Annotated in this window: 16 protein-coding genes and 1 other annotated feature; of the genes, 1 reads left to right on the plus strand and 15 read right to left on the minus strand. The window is 49.6% G+C overall.

What is annotated here, in order from left to right; genetic code table 11:
* Positions 1-137 precede the first annotated feature (137 nt).
* From mtnN to cymR, 15 genes are all read right to left on the minus strand, one after another.
* Entirely contained in the window at positions 138-848 is a 711-nt protein-coding gene (gene mtnN / locus DIJ65_RS15325; RefSeq protein ID WP_117303663.1) for a 5'-methylthioadenosine/S-adenosylhomocysteine nucleosidase, read from the minus strand.
* Between the two features lie 433 nt (positions 849-1,281).
* The gene (locus tag DIJ65_RS15330; RefSeq protein WP_071151976.1) at positions 1,282-2,037 is read right to left on the minus strand and encodes a YrrS family protein; all 756 of its coding nucleotides are present in this window, start codon (positions 2,035-2,037) and stop codon (positions 1,282-1,284) included.
* 204 nt (positions 2,038-2,241) lie between these two features.
* Entirely contained in the window at positions 2,242-2,718 is a 477-nt protein-coding gene (gene greA, locus DIJ65_RS15335) for a transcription elongation factor GreA (RefSeq protein WP_071151977.1), read from the minus strand.
* A gap of 81 nt (positions 2,719-2,799) precedes the next feature.
* Complete coding sequence (gene udk, locus DIJ65_RS15340; protein WP_117303645.1) at positions 2,800-3,423, minus strand: uridine kinase; 624 nt, start codon at positions 3,421-3,423, stop codon at positions 2,800-2,802.
* A gap of 26 nt (positions 3,424-3,449) precedes the next feature.
* Positions 3,450-4,061, minus strand: a complete 612-nt coding sequence (locus tag DIJ65_RS15345) for an O-methyltransferase (RefSeq protein ID WP_117303647.1) — start codon at positions 4,059-4,061, stop codon at positions 3,450-3,452.
* Between the two features lie 245 nt (positions 4,062-4,306).
* Positions 4,307-5,431, minus strand: coding sequence for an endolytic transglycosylase MltG (gene mltG, locus DIJ65_RS15350; protein ID WP_117303649.1), 1,125 nt, complete (start codon positions 5,429-5,431; stop codon positions 4,307-4,309).
* A gap of 92 nt (positions 5,432-5,523) precedes the next feature.
* Positions 5,524-5,832, minus strand: a complete 309-nt coding sequence (locus tag DIJ65_RS15355; protein WP_071151978.1) for a DUF1292 domain-containing protein — start codon at positions 5,830-5,832, stop codon at positions 5,524-5,526.
* Positions 5,833-5,845: 13 nt separating this feature from the next.
* Entirely contained in the window at positions 5,846-6,262 is a 417-nt protein-coding gene (gene ruvX, locus DIJ65_RS15360) for a Holliday junction resolvase RuvX (RefSeq protein ID WP_071151979.1), read from the minus strand.
* Positions 6,263-6,265: 3 nt separating this feature from the next.
* A complete protein-coding gene (locus DIJ65_RS15365; protein ID WP_071151980.1) occupies positions 6,266-6,532 on the minus strand; it encodes an IreB family regulatory phosphoprotein in 267 nt (88 codons plus the stop codon).
* Between the two features lie 88 nt (positions 6,533-6,620).
* Positions 6,621-9,245, minus strand: a complete 2,625-nt coding sequence (gene alaS / locus DIJ65_RS15370; protein ID WP_117303651.1) for an alanine--tRNA ligase — start codon at positions 9,243-9,245, stop codon at positions 6,621-6,623.
* Between the two features lie 453 nt (positions 9,246-9,698).
* Positions 9,699-9,909: a binding site (T-box leader), on the minus strand.
* Between the two features lie 178 nt (positions 9,910-10,087).
* Positions 10,088-12,553, minus strand: coding sequence for an SF1B family DNA helicase RecD2 (recD2, locus tag DIJ65_RS15375; RefSeq protein ID WP_117303653.1), 2,466 nt, complete (start codon positions 12,551-12,553; stop codon positions 10,088-10,090).
* Positions 12,554-12,577: 24 nt separating this feature from the next.
* Complete coding sequence (locus tag DIJ65_RS15380; RefSeq protein WP_185959574.1) at positions 12,578-13,237, minus strand: tetratricopeptide repeat protein; 660 nt, start codon at positions 13,235-13,237, stop codon at positions 12,578-12,580.
* Between the two features lie 14 nt (positions 13,238-13,251).
* Positions 13,252-14,370, minus strand: a complete 1,119-nt coding sequence (mnmA, locus tag DIJ65_RS15385; RefSeq protein ID WP_117303657.1) for a tRNA 2-thiouridine(34) synthase MnmA — start codon at positions 14,368-14,370, stop codon at positions 13,252-13,254.
* Between the two features lie 13 nt (positions 14,371-14,383).
* On the minus strand, positions 14,384-15,517 hold the full coding sequence (locus tag DIJ65_RS15390; protein ID WP_117303659.1) for a cysteine desulfurase family protein: 1,134 nt from the start codon (positions 15,515-15,517) through the stop codon (positions 14,384-14,386).
* A 13-nt stretch (positions 15,518-15,530) separates the two neighbouring features.
* The gene (cymR, locus tag DIJ65_RS15395) at positions 15,531-15,947 is read right to left on the minus strand and encodes a cysteine metabolism transcriptional regulator CymR (protein WP_071151891.1); all 417 of its coding nucleotides are present in this window, start codon (positions 15,945-15,947) and stop codon (positions 15,531-15,533) included.
* Positions 15,948-16,078: 131 nt separating this feature from the next.
* On the opposite strand from cymR, the gene DIJ65_RS15400 reads away from it, so the two are divergent.
* Positions 16,079-17,368, plus strand: a complete 1,290-nt coding sequence (locus DIJ65_RS15400) for a replication-associated recombination protein A (protein WP_117303661.1) — start codon at positions 16,079-16,081, stop codon at positions 17,366-17,368.
* Positions 17,369-17,561: the final 193 nt, after the last annotated feature.

The raw sequence follows: 17,561 nt of genomic DNA on the forward strand, positions 1-17,561 counted from the left end.
GGGCTCAAAAGTCTGGTAGCACGTTATGAAACTTTGCGTTATGCATCTTAATTGAACCGCCGTATACCGAACGGTACGTACGGTGGTGTGAGAGGTCGGGAGTTAATCGCTCCCTCCTACTCGATTTTTCTTCATTTTCAGCGTTCCACTCTTGATACAAGGCGCTCGACTACGCGCAGAACAATTTTTGTTGAGTGTTCGGCAGCCACCGGCAAAAATTCATCGAACGACACAGAAGATTCTTTGCCGGCGATATCCGATAATGCACGAATGACGACGAATGCCGTATCGAACTGATAGCATACCTGCGCTACAGCTGCTGCTTCCATTTCTGCAGCTTTCATATCCGGAAAATGGCTGCGCACCATTTCGACACGCTCCGGATCATTCATGAACGAGTCACCGGTAGCAATCAGCCCGACTGCATAGGGGTGCTCTTCCAATTCCCTGACTGCTTTTTCCGCCAGCTCCACCAGTTCAGGGTTGGAGTGGAATGCTGCGGGCATCTGCGGCACCTGCCCCATTTCATAGCCGAATGCTGTCACGTCGACATCGTGATGGCGCACTTCATCGGAAATGACGATGGATCCCACTTCCAGCTCTTTATCAAAGCCACCCGCTGATCCGGTATTGATGACCAGTTCCGGTTGGTAATGCTGGAGCAGAATCGTTGTGGACATCGCTGCATTGACTTTGCCGATGCCACTTTTCAACAAGACGATCTCCTGCCCCTGATACGTACCGGTTGTGAATTCACACTTTGCGATAACTTCTGTTGTGGTGTTCTCCAGGCTGCTGCGCAGCAATTCCACTTCTTCTTCCATTGCACCGATAATTCCAATTTTCATCATTCACCGTCTCCTTTGAAAATATTACCTGGCCAGCAGGCAATAAAGTAATCACTTTATATTTGTTGAATTAAACAATCAGCGGAAATTTGCCGCTTCGTCGCTTTGGACTAAGCTCACACAATAAGCCGAGAAGAACACTCGTCTTATTGCTCCGCTTCGTCCGGCCGCGCTCCTTCGCTGAGGTACACTTTTAGATATGGAGCAAAACAGCGCAGACGCCTGGAGAGAGGGTTAAATAACCATGCTCCTGCATCGCTGCGCTGCTTCGTCGCAAAGACTTAGCCTCGCATGCGTCGGCTTACTGTCTTCGAAGCTGTTTTGCGGAATATCGGCTTCTATGATTTTAATTCAACTCATAAGAAAAATCATATATTAGTTCCTTTGAATATCTTCACTGAAAGGCTTGCAGCTCAGAAAAAAAGACGCTGTTTTAATAAGCGCCTTCTACAGTATTCAGTATATCCATCTTAACAGGTTTCCAACCTTCTTTTTCAACCCATTCCAAATGCACACGGTATTTTTCGGACATATCCTTTGATTGGACCGTACCGATGGATTTTTGCGGGCCGCCGCCGTTGCCTATATGCATGACGTACATATCGCTTTCTGCGAGTCCGGTTGCATAAGTGATAGCCTCAAGCTTTTCCTGCCAGTCCACGGAATTGGTGTCATATACAGAGACATGTTCACCGCTTTGGCTCGTTCCGACCGGTTCCCAGCTTGTGTTGATGATGGTTTCTTTGACGACCGGATCATTCGACTCCTGGCGGGTAATTGTACCGCCGGTTACTGAGCCTCCTTCTTCAGCTTCTTTGTCTTTGTTTTTGTCTTTTTCTTCTTCTTTTTCTTCTGCTTTATCTTTTTCTGCTTGTTCGGATTCTTCATCCGCTTGTTCTTCTTCAGCAGCCTGGTCTTCTTCGCCACCGGTTTGGTCTTCGGCATTTTCAGCCTCTTCTTCTTCGACGTTACCCTCTTCACTCGCTTCATTATCTGTAGCTGTGGAAATCTGCACAGATTCCGGTTCCTGGGCATTATCCGTGTTATCGGTTTGTCCAAGGAATATAAATGCTCCCACGATAAGAATTAATGCAAATACAAGTCCGATCATTACATTCAGTATTGAATTGTTAGTGGAACGGTTCTTTTTATTTACACGAGAGGGATAAGGTTTTTTATTTTCAGACATAGTTGCAGCCTCCCCTTCTTTGATATTCTATCATAATTTCATGTGACAAATTTAACTTTCATGATAAATTTCTGTGTCATTGTAAAACACAATGTTACCTCAGTGGCCGGAAAGCGGTTTTCCTGTAATAAAAGATATAACGCGGCTGCCTTACAAACCGGCCCATTTAAAAACAGCCATCCTTTGAAAGAATGGCTGAAGGAATTACGTAATGGAAACGATTTCGATTTCCATTTCCCCGCCGGGAGTCAATACTTTCACACGCTCACCGGTTGTGCGGCCGATCATGCTTTTTGCAATGGGAGAGTCGTTCGAGATGCGTCCTTCAAGAGGATCCGCTTCTGCAGAACCAACAATAGTGTACGATTCTTTGTCGCCGTCCGGTACTTCCACGAATGTCACGGTCGTTCCAAGTCGTACGGTATCGTTGCTCAAATCATTTGCATTTATAATCACCGCATTGCGGATCATTGATTCTAACGTTGAAATGCGTCCCTCAACAAACGCCTGATCTTCTTTGGCTGAATCATATTCAGCGTTCTCGGACAAATCACCGAAATCCCGGGCAACTTTAATCCGTTCAACCACTTCTTTGCGTTTGATTGTTTTCAAGAAATCCAGTTCGTCCTCCAACTTCTGCTTTCCTGCAGCTGTCATCGGAAATTGTTTTTCGTTAGCCATTGTTCCCCACTCCTTCAACTGCTGACTAGAGATTTTTGAAAAGTCCGTCAGTCTTGTCTCATCATAGTATAATTTACCAATCTATTCAAGAATTGTTTTAATCTTTGTAACCATCAAGTCGATTGCGACTTCGTTTTGGCCGCCTTCGGGGATGATCACATCAGCGTAGCGCTTTGTCGGTTCGATGAATTGGTTGTGCATCGGACGCACAACATTCAAATATTGATCGATGACCGAGTCGATGGTGCGTCCGCGTTCATTGATGTCCCGCAGCAGACGGCGGATGATCCGCAAATCGCCGTCTGTATCGACAAACAATTTGATGTCCATCAGATCCCGGAGGCGCTTGTCTTCAAGGACCAATATTCCTTCAAGTATGATTACATCTTTTGGTTCAATAAGGATGGTCTCTTCTGCACGTGTATGAATGGCATAGTTATAGACCGGTTTTTCAATCGGTCTGCGCTCAAGCAATTCATTGATATGTTCTATCAGCAAATCCGTATCAAAGGCCAACGGATGATCGTAGTTTGTTGCCAGACGCTCTTCGAAGGCCAAATGGCTCTGGTCTTTATAGTAATAATCCTGTTCGATAACCACTACTGAATGCTCTTTGAATACTTCATAGATGGAATTTGTGACACTCGTCTTGCCGGAACCCGAACCTCCGGCAATACCGATTACGACCGGTCTGTTTTTTGACATGAATAACTGCTCCTTGCATCTTAACATTATTTTTCCCGCTTTTTGCAAACCATGATGCCATCCCCTATTTGGAGAAGCTTCGACTCATAATCGGCATGGTCGAGCATCCGGTCCCTGAATTTGCTCAGGTTGCGGATCATCGTGCGCTTTCTCTTTGGAATTTCTGAAAGCGGAACTGCGGCCATGCCGTGCATATGCATATTATCACAATATATAACCCCACCGCTGTTTAGCAAAACTTCGTACTTTTCAAAAAAACGTTCGTATTGCCCTTTTGCCGCATCGATGAATATTGCGTCATAGCCATTTTCGAGTAAGCTGACATCCATTTCGAGTGCATCTGCCTGAAAAATACGGATTCGTTCCTGATAACCGGAATCCCGGATGAATTCGACCGCTTTTTCAAAGCGGACATCATCTCGTTCAATTGTATCCAGCCGCACTTCCGGCAGAGCCCGCACCATTTTCAAAGCGGAAAACCCGATGGCAGCACCGATTTCAAGAATGCTTTCCGGTTTCTGTTCCACCAGGAGAGATGTCAAGAAGCTGATGCCCTCATCTTCCATAATTGGCACGTGCTGTTCCTGGGCGTATTTTTTCATCGCCAGAATTGTCTTATCAAACTGATCGTTGTGCATAGTGAGAAGCCCCTTTTTGAAACAGCCAAAATTCCTCCAAATAATAACATAAAACAAGAAGGAATGCGAGGTCGCCTCCTTCTTGTTTTTTTTGTGCATAAGAAAATATAATATTTTCAGCCTGAATGGCTTTCGGCGTGAGAGTGGTACTGTCCATTCCCACACACGCTAAGCTTTTCAAGTCTTGAGCCGGTTCACCTGCATCGACACACAAAAAGCATTCCCGGCAGGTATTTTTGCGGTTCTTAGTTTCCGATATATTGATCGCGTTTGGCTAAATGTTCTTCATATGTCACAGAGAAATGGTTGGTCCCTTCCGAATCGGCAAGGAAGTAAAGATACTCCGTCTCCGCAGGGTCCAGCACCGCTTCAATGGATGATGCGCCGGCACTGGCAATCGGACCAGGCGGCAACCCTTTGTTCACATATGTGCTGTATGGATGCTCGAATTTATAATCTTCGTTGAACAGCCGGTCGCGGTGTTCACCCATTGCATAGATAACCGTCGGGTCAGTCTGCAGTGGCATATCCTGATCCATCCGGTTATAGAACACGCTGGAGATTACCTGGCGGTCAGATTTTGCAGTGGCTTCCTCTTCAAGCAACGACGCAAATGTCAGCAGCCAATGAGGCGTTTTCCCCTGCTCTTCCAGAATCACCGAATACGGAGCGATATTCGCCTGCGTTGCATCCAGCATCTGTTCTATGATCAGTTCCAGCGACGGGTCCTCTTCATAAAACGGATAGGTTGCAGGGAACAGGTAGCCTTCGAGGGCATACCTGACATTTTCGCCTTTGATTTCCTCTGTCAAAAGATCGGGGTAGCTGGCCATCAAATTATCGATATATGCCTCCTCCGTGACTTTTGCCATGAAATCTTCAGCTGAATGGTCGGTCTTTTCAGCAATGACATTTTCAGCGATCTGCTCGAGTGTCAGACCTTCGGGAAAATTGATGGTAAACAAAGGTTCACGGTAAACCTTCCCGGTTTTCAGGCTTTGGGTGATTTCATCCAAAGTCATGGAAGGCAGCAAGCCATAGGTTCCTGCCTGAAATTCCGATTCGTTGTTGAATTTCACATAATATTTATAGACACGGGCATCTTCTATGATTCCGTTCTCTTCAAGCAATGCAGAAATGCTGTCCAGATTCGAGCCGATCGGCACTTCGATTTCCACGACTTCATCGGAATCCGGATCTACCGGCTCCAGTGCCGAGGTCACGTAAGTATAGCCCTGATAGCCCAGCACAACAGCACCTATCAATAGAAAGAGAGCGATAACAAAGACGATCCGGCGCACCACTTTCACTTCTTTTTTCTTCTCTTTCATGCGGTCAAACATGATATCTATTTTCGACTTGTTTTCCACGGGTTCCCCCCCTTAACTATTCTCTACTATTATACAAGAAAGCTGTGCAAAAGAAAAAGGCGGAATTTGAATTCAATTCCGCCTTCCCGTGATTAAAGCTCTTCGTTTTCCTCTTCTTCAGCAAGGAAAGCATTAAGCATTTCTTCGATCATGTCCCATTCAGCGTCCGTTTCAACCGGCAATAGATCGCCGCCGTCAACTTTTCCGTCAGCGTCCGTGCTTTCAGTGAATGAAGATGCCTGAATTTCGATTTCGCCTTCTTCATCTTCTTCAGCGCCTACCGGGAAATACAATACATATGATTTTCCGAATTCTTCTGATTCAAATGTAAACAAAACTTCGAATAACTGCTCGTTGCCGTTTTCATCAACGACTGTAATATGTTCTTGTCCGTGTTCCATTGTCGTCACCTCATCATTTTTTAAAATCAAGATAGCCTTGCAGAATCATGACTGCAGCCATCTTGTCGATCACTTTTTTGCGGTTCTTCCGGCTGACATCCGCGGAGATCAGCATCTTTTCCGCTGCCGCTGTCGTAAGACGTTCATCCCATAAAACCACTGGTATAGCATACGCTTCTTTCAGCAAAGCTGCAAATCTTTCTGATGCTTCGGCCCGTGGCCCGATGGAATTATTCATATTCTTCGGATAGCCGACCACAATTTCTGAAACCTCGTACTGGCTGATCAGTTCGCCAAGGCGGGCAAGTCCGAATTCTTCGATCGCCTCATTGATTTTGACGGTTTCGATGCCCTGAGCCGTCCAGCCGAAGGCGTCGCTCATGGCGACGCCGACTGTTTTAGAACCTACATCCAGTCCCATAATTCTCATAAATTATTCCTCATTATTCTTTTTGATATAGAATTTCACAAGCTCTTCAAGGATTTCATCACGTTCAAGTTTGCGTATTTTGTTCCTTGCATCCTGATGGCGAGGAATATAAGCCGGGTCACCTGATAAAAGATAGCCTACAATCTGATTTATCGGGTTATAGCCTTTTTCTTCCAAGGATGCATGAACTTCCAGCATCACTCGTTTAACATCTTGCTCCATCGATTCATCAGACGAATCAAACTTCATAGTGCGATCGAATGAACTCACGACAAGCACCTCGCTTTCGGATTGAAATAGGTAAAACCTTTTCCGCTGCCTGTTTTCCATTATATACGATATCCGGCATTTATTAAACCTATTTGACTAAGTCGTAGACAGACTCCAGTGCAGCGTCCAATTTGCCGGGCTCTTTGGCACCCGCCATCGCCATGTCCGGACGGCCGCCGCCTTTTCCGCCGCATTGTTCTGCAACGTGTTTGACGATTTGGCCTGCGTGATAGTCACCGCCGGCCAATTCTTTGGAAACACCAGCCGCAAGCATGACTTTGTCGCCGTCGACTGCCCCCAGAACAATTACTGCATTTTCCAATTTCCCTTTCAGGTCATCCAACATCTGGCGCAATTGGTTATTATCCTTCGCTTCAACGCGGGCAGCCAACACCTGAACGTCTCCAACAGTTTTCACCGATTCAAGAATGCCGGCGGATTGTGCGTTGGAGATTTTCGCCATCAGCGATTCGTTTTCACGCTGCAGGGCTTTCAGGTCAGCCAGGAACGAATGGGTTTTTTGGACAAGATCCTTCGGATTCGATTTCAACAGGGAAGCTGTTTCTTCCAATATTTCCTCGCTGTTTTTCAGGCTTTCATATGCGCCTTTGCCGGTCAACGCTTCAATGCGGCGGATGCCTGCACCGATGCCGCTTTCCGAAACGATTTTGAACAGGCCGATTTCGGCTGTGTTGCCGACATGGACGCCGCCGCACAATTCCAGTGAATAGCCGCCGATTTCGACAACGCGCACTACGTCACCGTATTTTTCACCAAACAGAGCCATTGCCCCCATGTCTTTTGCTTCCTGAAGATTGTGGAAGCCGGTGGCAACTGCGATGCTGTCCCAGATTTTATTGTTGACGAGCTTTTCGATCTGCACGAGCTCTTCCGCTGTTACCTGGCCGAAATGGGAAAAGTCAAAACGGAGGCGGTCAGGGCCCACATAAGAGCCCGCCTGGTTGACGTGGCTGCCCAGAACATCCTTTAACGCCTGGTGCAGGAGATGCGTCGCTGTATGGTTTTTCACCGTATGGCTCCGCTCTGCCATATCGACTTTCGCCTCGACAACCGATTTCGTCAATTCCCCGGAATCAATCCGGACAGAATGGAGATTCTGGCCATTCGGCGCTTTTTTGACGTCCAGCACAAATGCCTGCATGAAATCGTTGCGCAGGATGCCGTGGTCGGCAATCTGCCCGCCGCTTTCCGCATAGAATGGCGTCTGGTCCAGAATTACCTGCACCTCTTCGCCTTCCTGTGCGTGGTCGACAAGCTCCCCGTCTTTTATGATGAACAGGACATTCGCTTCAGCAACCGTATCTGTGTAACCGATAAATTCACTCGGTTCTTTGATGCTGCCGAGAACCTCTGATTGGGTCTGCATCGAATTGACACTTTGGCGTGCGCTTCGAGCCCGGTCGCGCTGGGCTTTCATCGCGCTTTCAAAGCCTTGCTGGTCGACAGTCATCCCGGCCTCTTCCGCATATTCCTGTGTCAGTTCAATCGGGAACCCATATGTGTCGTAAAGACGGAACGCATCTTCTCCCGGAATTTGGGTGCTTCCCGCAGCTTTTTGCTTATCCGTAACGGTGGATAGAATGGCAAGTCCTTCATTCAAGGTTTCATGGAAGCGTTCTTCCTCCAGTTTCATCACCCGGATGATAAAGTCTTGCTTGTCGCTCACTTCCGGATAGAACGATTTCATGATATCTCCGACAATCGGCACCAATTGGAACAAGAACGGTTTCTCCACGCCCAATTTCTTCGCGTAGCGGACTGCGCGGCGCAGAAGTCTGCGCAGCACATAGCCGCGCCCTTCATTGGACGGCAAAGCTCCGTCGCCGATTGCAAACGCCACGGTCCGGACGTGGTCGGCAATCACTTTGAAAGCAAGATCGCTTTCTGCATCTTCGCCGTACTTTTTACCGGAAATCTCTTCTGTTTTACGGATGATCGGCATAAACAGATCGGTATCGAAATTGGTCGGTACGTCCTGGACAACGCATGCCATCCGTTCAAGTCCCATCCCTGTATCGATATTCTGCTTTGGCAGCGGCGTGTAGGTATGGTCCGCATTATGGTTGAACTGGGAAAACACAAGATTCCAGATTTCCAGGTAACGGTCATTTTCGCCGCCCGGGTACAATTCAGGATCGCTCGAATCGTTGCCGTAGCTTTCCCCGCGGTCGTAGAAAATTTCCGAGTTCGGACCACTTGGGCCTTCTCCGATATCCCAGAAATTCCCTTCCAGACGGATAATGCGTTCAGCCGGCACACCGACTTCGTTGAGCCAGATACCGTATGCTTCTTCGTCTTCCGGATGGACTGTTACCGACAGCAGTTCAGGGTCGAATCCGATCCAGTTTTCGTCTGTGAGGAATTCCCATGCCCAGTGGATCGCTTCTTTTTTGAAGTATTCACCGATCGAGAAATTGCCGAGCATTTCAAAGAAGGTATGGTGGCGGGCAGTCACGCCGACGTTTTCGATGTCATTTGTACGGATTGATTTTTGCGCGTTGACGATGCGCGGGTTTTTTGGGATGACGCGGCCGTCAAAATATTTTTTCAACGTCGCGACACCGCTGTTGATCCAGAGTAATGACGGATCTTCGAACGGCACCAGTGGAGCACTCGGCTCCTGGTCATGGCCTTTTTCTTTGAAAAAGTCCAAATAAAGCTGTCTGATTTCTTCTGCTTTTAAATTCTTCATGTTTTTTCCTCCTAGTAGCTAATTTGTAATTGGTTACCGATACTCCGCAAAACAGCTTCGCTTGCCTGGGGGCTTGCGCTGAGCTAACTCGGTCTCGTTTCACTTCGTCCGAGTGGATCTCAGCACTTCGCTCGAACTGGAGTTGGAAAGCCAACTCCAGTTCTGTCTCTGCATCGCTTCGCTAGCTTCGAGACATGAAAGAGCGTTGCTCCCCTGGGCGTCTTCGCTGTTTCGCTACATATCTGGGTGCAATTTTTAAGATGAAGGAGCGGAAGGTGGCGACTCCTGCGGGAAAAAGAGCGAGTCCTGAGACCCCGCAGAGAGCAAAGCGAACGAGGAGGCTCAGGCCGCTCCCCGCGGAAAGCGTTCACCTGGAGTGACTTCATCTGGTTATGAACAAACTTATAATATTTCTGATGGATATAAAAAATAGCCTCCATCCCTTGCGTAAACGCAAGGGACGAAGGCTATCTATTCGCGGTACCACCCTAATTACACGGAAAAAAGCTTCCGTGTCTCTCATTGGCGCCTTAACGCGGCTTTACGGCAGTGATTGGCTGCACTCAGGAGTAGCTTTCTAAAATATCATCACGAAGGTCCTTTCAGCCGGGGAACCTATTTCTGGACGGATGTTATCCTATACTTTCTCCATCAACGTTTTCAATATCTGTATAAGTTGAATTATAGGAAAATAATTGTGCCCTGTCAACAATGGCCTTTTAAAACTGTCCAGACTCCAGCGGCCCAGCTCTTCGGGTCATAAGACAAATCAGCTGCGCGGCCAAGGCCACTTCGCTGATATGTCTTATGCTGTCAGAGCTTAACGGGCGCTTTCGCTTTTCTTAAGACTCGATAAAGTCGCGCGGCGTCACGCCTTTCATGCCGATCAGCGGATGGATGGCATGGACGTTGTCGTTCGTCAATGCTGCCGGTTCGCTGGTTTCAGCTGGCGCGTCTTCCGTCATGAGAATCTGCGGCTCGGGATCCTGTTTCGTCTTGGCGACGGGTTCTTCGGTTTTATTGCCATCCGCTTTTTTGTCCGCCAGCGACAGCCGGTCCCTCAGCGTCGTCATGCGTTTTGTGTCATCCGTTCGTTCGACGCCATAGCGGAATACGCCGGGATCGCCACAGAGGATCAAGAAGTCCTTGCTGCGGGTAATGCCGGTATAGAGCAGATTGCGGCGCAGCATCTTCATATAGCCGCGGACCACCGGCATGATGACGGTCGGAAATTCCGACCCCTGGGACTTGTGGATTGAACAGCAATAGGCCAGTGTCAGCTGATTCAGGTCGCTGCGCTGGTAGGTCACTTCGATGCCGTCGAACGACACGACCAGAACGTCCTGCTTCTCGACCTTCTCACTCGCTTTCATGATGGCCACGACTTCGCCCATGTCACCATTGAACACATTGCTCTCCGGCTGATTGATGAGCTGCAGCACTTTGTCGTTGATGCGGTAGGTGATGTCCCCGAAAACAAGCTCCTTGCGCTTGCCGTCCGGATTCGGATTGACCATTTGCTGGATCAGCTTGTTCAAAGCGTCAATTCCCGCCGGCCCTTTGTACATCGGAGCCAGCACCTGGATGTCTTTGATATGGTGGCCTTTGGCAAGTGCGCTTTTAACCACTTTTTCAACGACTTCCGGTATTTGTTCAGCTCCGGCTTTGATGAATGAGCGGTCAGCCGTTTTAGCCGTGATGTCCACCGGCAGTTGCCCATTTTTCATCTGGTGTGCGAGTTCAATGATTGAAGACCCGGAAGTCTGACGGTAGATATCCGTCAGCTCGACTGTCGGAATACGTTCGGATTCGAGAAGGTCCCGCAGCACTTGCCCCGGTCCGACCGGCGGAAGCTGGTCCTGGTCACCCACAAAAATAATCTGGGCGTCATCCGGCACTGCTTTCAGCAATTGATGGGCAAGCCACGTATCGACCATCGACATCTCGTCGATGATGATCAGTTTGCCTTCAATCTCTTTTTCCGTTTCCTCTTCCCGCTCCTGTCCGTTAAAGCCGAGCAGCCGGTGGATCGTCATTGCGGGCAAGTCGGTCGATTCACTCAAGCGTTTCGCGGCGCGTCCTGTCGGTGCGGCCAGGATGATCGGGAACGGTTCTTTTTTCTTGGCATAATCTTTCGGGTCAAGCGACAGTCCGTGCAGTTCTGCATAAACTTCGACCAGTCCGCGGACGACGGTTGTCTTGCCGGTACCGGGGCCGCCTGTCAGGATCATGACGGACGAATTGATGCTGGATTCGATGGCCTGCACCTGCGTTTCGGCATAATTGACGCCGAGCCGCTCCTCCGCTTCCCCGAGCGCTTTCCGGACTTCGGACGACGGAAAGCCGTCCCGGTTCTCCTGAGTCGCCAGCAGGGTCTCCAGCTTGGTCGCGATGCCGACTTCCGAATAATACAGCGACGGCAAATAAAGGCGCGTTTCTTCCCCCGCGACTTTTGATTCTTCATTCAACTCGATGGCGGCTTTGGAAATCGCATCAATCGAAATTTCTTCCTGCTGCCGGGCCTCGAGCATTTCCTTTACTTGCGGTATTAAGGTTTTCGCATCGACATAGACATGCCCTTCCGACAACGACGCCTGATTCAATAAATGCAGGATCGAGGCTTTGATGCGGTCCGGATGGCTGCCGGTCAAGCCAAGTTTCGCGCCGAGTTCATCTGCGCGCTGAAATCCGATGCCGTCAATTTCCTCAATGAGGCGGAAAGGATTATTCGTCAGGATATCAATCGTCTCATCGCGGTACGCCTGGAAAATGCGCATGCCCACCTGCGGACCGAATCCCCAGTCATTCAGTTGGATCATCACCCGTTCGAGTCCCAGGTTCATCTGCAGCGTCGAGCGGATCGTGTCTTTCTTCTCGTTGGACAACCGCGGCACCACATCAAGCGCTTCGGGGTCTTCGAGAATTTTCTTGATGGCGTTCTTGCCCAATTTTTTGACAATGGTTTCCGCCGTCTTGCGGCCGATGCCGTTGAACATATCGCTCGACAGGTAATGGATGATGCCCTGTTCCGTTTCCGGCACTTCTTTTGAGAATGTCTCCACCTGGAATTGGATGCCGTAGCGCGGATGGTTTTTCACCGCTCCCGTAAAACGGTATTCCTCTTCCATTGAAAGCTCCGGGAAATAGCCCGAAACGATGATTTCTTTTTCTGTATAGGAGGTGTTGGTCTGTTGGATTTTCACTTTTGCGATAGTGAAAAGATTTTGGGGGTTATGAAAAATTGAAACGACCGGCCGACCCAGCACAAATTGCGTTTCTTCCTGGAATAAATCAATTTGTCCTGTCATGCCGATCGTTCCCCTTTCCTGTGGTTATTGCAGATTTGTTTTAATCATATCATAGGCATAGCGTGCCATTTCATTTTCTTCGTCGAGCGTAAAAGCTTGTTCGAGATGGTGCATGGCATCTGCCGTGCGGTCGGTCGAAACAGCATAAAGCACACCCAGATTATAATGGGCATCCGAATGGTCCGGCTGCATTTCGAGCACTTTGATGAATTGCGGTTCCGCCAACTCGAATAATTCCAGCGATGCCAGGCTGACGCCATAGCTCATCCGCGCAGCGACATCGGTTTCATCCAGTTCCACCGCGCGCTGCAGATAAGGCAGTGCCAACTTGGACTGGCCGAGCCGGTCCAGGCACTTGCCGATCATGAAGTGGGCGTCCGCGCCCTCCAGTTGATACTGCACCGCTTTTTCGTAAAGCTTTAAAGCTTCCTCGAAGCGTTCCGCGTTGAAATAGAGATTTGCCAGCCCGTAATAAGCGGTTGCCGACGTCTCATCCAGCGTGATCGCTTTTTGGAAAAAGCGTTCGGCACGCCCGGTTTCTTCCATCGACGTCAAAACGTGTCCGAAATTGATGTAGCCAAGCGGGTTTTCCGGCTCCTGTTCGATTGCTTTTGTAAATGCCTGTACTGCTTCTTCGGTTTTTCCATCCTGAATGGCCTGGATACCGATTTCGTTGTAATTCATCCGAATCTCTCCCATTACCCTACGTATTCAAGGCGTGCGCCTTTTTTAAACACTTTGTCGATTGTTCCGCCGCCAAGGCACTCATCTCCGTCATAGAAAACGACTGCCTGGCCCGGCGTGATGGCCCGAACCGGTTCGTGGAATGTGACGATCGCTTCGCCGTCTTTCATCTCCACCGTTACGCCCGTGTCTTCCTGCCGGTAGCGGAATTTGGCCGTGCAATCGAATTTTTCCGCCGGTGGGATGTTTGACGTAAAGCTCAGATTCACTGCGCTTAAGCTGTCGGAATATAACGCATCATGGTGGAAGTTCTGGCCGACGTAAAGGATATTGCGGTCAAGGTCCTTGCCGATAACGAACCACGGATCGCCTGCTCCGCCGATGCCAAGACCCTGGCGTTGGCCGATCGTGTAATACATCAATCCGTCGTGTGCGCCCATTTTCACGCCTTCCAACGTTTCCATGGAACCCGGTTGTGCCGGAAGATACTGGCCCAGGAATTCCTTGAAATTGCGTTCGCCGATGAAACAGATCCCTGTGGAATCTTTCTTCGTGGCTGTTGCAAGGCCGGCTTCGAGTGCGATTTCACGCACTCGCTTCTTTTCCATATGGCCAATCGGGAACATCACTTTTGATAATTGCTCCTGGTCCAATTGGTTCAGGAAATAGGTTTGGTCTTTATTGTTATCCTTGCCGCGCAGCATCTTCGTTTCACCGTTTTCTGTGCGTTCGACCTGTGCGTAATGGCCCGTCGCCAAATAATCGGCGCCAAGGCTGAGCGCGTGCTCCAGGAATGCTTTGAATTTAATTTCCTTGTTGCACATCACATCCGGATTCGGCGTTCGGCCGGCTTTGTATTCGTCCAGGAAATAAGTGAAAACCTTATCCCAGTATTGTTTTTCGAAATTGACGGCATAATACGGAATGCCGATCTGGTTGCACACCCGGATGACGTCTTCGTAATCTTCCGTTGCCGTGCAGACGCCATTTTCATCGGTGTCGTCCCAGTTTTTCATGAAAATGCCAATCACATCATAGCCCTGTTCCTTCAATAAATAAGCGGCCACCGAAGAGTCGACCCCTCCGGACATGCCGACAACAACCCGCGTATCCTGCGGAGTTTTTTCTGTCATATTAATCACCTTTTCACTTTAGCGCCAGGCGCTTGCTGATTTGGGCTGTTTTTTCAGCCGCTTGTTGGATCTGCTCCACAGTCAAACCGTGGCCGAAACTGAAACGGATCGAATTGCGGCTCTCTTCTGCCTGTTCGCCGTACATCGCCACCAACACATGGGAAGGGTCGATTGAACCCGCTGTGCAGGCCGAACCGCTCGAAGCGGAAATTCCGGCAATGTCCAGATTCACCAGGAACGATTCGATGTCGATCCCTTTGATGCTCAAATTGAGGATATGCGGCAATTGCTTACTGCCATTTTCTTTATATTCAACACCCGCATCATCAAGTATCTTTTTGAACATTTCTTTGTACTGGCCGTATTCGGCCGCTTTTTCTTCTCTCGACTCCATAGAAATGGAAACAGCTTTTGCAAAAGCGCTGATTGCGGGCACATTTTCCGTTCCCGCCCGGCGCTTGCGTTCCTGTTCGCCGCCAAAACTCAATGGCGCCAAAGGGATGCCTTTGCGCTGGTAAAGGAACCCGACGCCTTTAGGCCCGTTCAGCTTATGCGCCGATACGGACAATAAATCGACATTCAATTCGTTGACATCAATCGGCAGAACGCCGTAAGCCTGGACTGCATCAGTATGGAAGACCGTGTCCGTCCCTTCCAGGATTGCGCCGATTTCAGCAATCGGCTGCACTGTCCCGACTTCGTTGTTCCCCAGCATAATCGTCACAAGAATTGTATCGTTTCTCAGCGCTTTTTTCACGTCATCCGGCTTCACATGGCCATTGGTGTCAACCGGCAGGTAAGTGACTTCATAGCCGTCCTGTTCCAGTTTGCGGCAGGCATGTAAAACGGCGTGATGTTCCACCTGCGATGTGATGATGTGCCTGCCGTCCTTTTTCAGCGCAGTCCCAAAAATGGCGAGATTATCGGATTCGGTTCCGCCGCTTGTGAAAATGATTTCCGGATCGTCCGCATGAATGCTCTTCGCCAATACGCTGCGGGCTTCATCGAGAACCTTGCGTGCTTCCCGGCCTGCTCCGTGGATGCTTGACGGGTTGCCGTACACTTCCGCCAATCTTTTGGAAAACAATTCGACCACTTCCGGGTGCACCGGAGAAGTGGCCGCATGGTCAAGATAAATTCGATTCATCGTTAAAACTCCTCTATATATAGAACATGTAATTTTCAGTAGTCGATTCCTGCTGGTTTGCCAGATCTTCGATCGTGGTCGTATCCAGCACATTTTTCACTGCGTCCCGAATGCGGATCCACAGTTCGCGCTGCGGCTGGTCTTCATCTTCAATGCCCTCGACAGGCTGAATCGGCCCTTCCAGCACACGGATCACATCGCCCGCTGATATTTCTTTCGGATGGCGCGACAGCATATAGCCCCCGTAAGCGCCGCGGACACTTTTCACCAATCCGGCGTTGCGCAGCGGTGCCACCAATTGTTCCAGATAGGCTTCGGAAAGATCGTGCTCTGCGGCAATTTTGCGCAGCGGCAGCGGACCTTCCCCGTATTCTTTGCCCAACGCGATGATGATGGTCAGGCCGTATCGTCCTTTAGTTGAAATTTTCATAAACACACCTCTGAGTCAGATTCCATTATTCTTAAGAAAGTATAGCATAAATCAGCCCCATGGACTTGCAATGACTTTTGAAACACATCACGATATACTGATGAAAGTGATGTACGAGAGGAGATTTTTCATTGCAGAACGAACCTTTGGCTTTTCGCATGCGGCCGCGCACCATCGATGAAGTCGTCGGACAGCAGGATGTCATCGGCCCGCATACCGCGTTATATAAAATGATTCAGAACGGCCATGTGCCGTCCATGCTGCTTTACGGCGAGCCCGGCATCGGCAAGACGTCGATTGCCCATGCCATCGCCGGCACGTCGAATCTGCCGTTCATCGCATTGAATGCGACAACCTCCGGCAAGAAAGACGTCGAGGACGTTGTCAAGGAAGCGCGTGTGACCGGGAAAGTCCTTCTATTCCTTGATGAAATCCATCGTTTCAATAAACTCCAGCAGGATGCCCTGCTTCCGCATGTCGAAAGCGGCTCGATCGTCCTGATCGGCGCAACGACAGAAAACCCGTTCCACGACGTCAACCCGGCCATCCGCTCCCGCTGCGGGGAAATCAAGCAATTGAAGCGGCTGACCCACGAAGACATCGTCAGTTTGCTGCAGTCGGCATTGAAGGATCCGAAACGCGGGTTGGGCCGGGAAGAAATCGTTATTTCTCCGGCACAGGTGGAACGCATTGCAGAAGGCACGAACGGAGATGCCCGCAAAGCGTTGACCATGCTCGAATCGATCGTGATCGCATCGGATGAAGAAGACGGCAAATACCTTGTCGAAGATCAGATGATCGAACAGATGATCAAACGCGTCGGCGTGTTTGGCGACAAAAAAGGGTCCCATTTCTTCAACCTGTTGTCGGCTCTTCAGAAATCCGTGCGCGGCAGCGACATCAACGCGGCAATGTATTACCTTGCGCATCTTTTGGAGAACGGCGACCTGACCGCGGTGACCCGCCGCCTGCTGGTCATGGCCTACGAAGACATCGGCCTCGCCAGTCCATCTGTCGGCCCGCATGTCCTTGCAGCGTGCCAGGCGGCTGACCGCCTCGGGCTGCCGGAAGCACGCATTCCGCTGGCGCAGGCCGTTGCCGAAATGTGCCTGTCTGAGAAATCCAATTCAGCCTATAAAGCGATAGACGCCGCAACAGCCGCCATCAACAAGGGGTTGGCCGGCGACATTCCGATGCACCTCCGCGATACGCATTATGCCGGCAGTGCCGAACTGGGCCACGGCGGCTACAAGTACCCTCATGATACACCGATCGGATCGTTCGGCGGCTGGGCGGATCAGGACTACTTGCCGAAAGAAGTGCAGAAGACGGAATTCTACAAGCCGGTCATTGCCGGCGAAGAGAAAAAGTATGCCGGTATTTACGAGAAGCTGAAATCGTTTCGGAAAAATAAAAAATAAATCAAAGAAATCCGGCCCATTTGAAATGGACCGGATTTTTTATTTTCAATAATTGTCAGTTTCACTAATCATTTCGCTCTAGGCGGATGCTTTCTTATGCGCAGTCAAGTATTTTTCTCATATTTTATCTCAAAAGTTGATAAAATAAGGCGATGGAACGGTTGCTTTCTGTTCCGGTGCGCGCTTTCCGCGG

Source organism: Planococcus salinarum, assembly GCF_007004625.1.
In the GTDB taxonomy this organism is placed as follows: Bacteria; Bacillota; Bacilli; order Bacillales_A; family Planococcaceae; genus Planococcus; species Planococcus salinarum.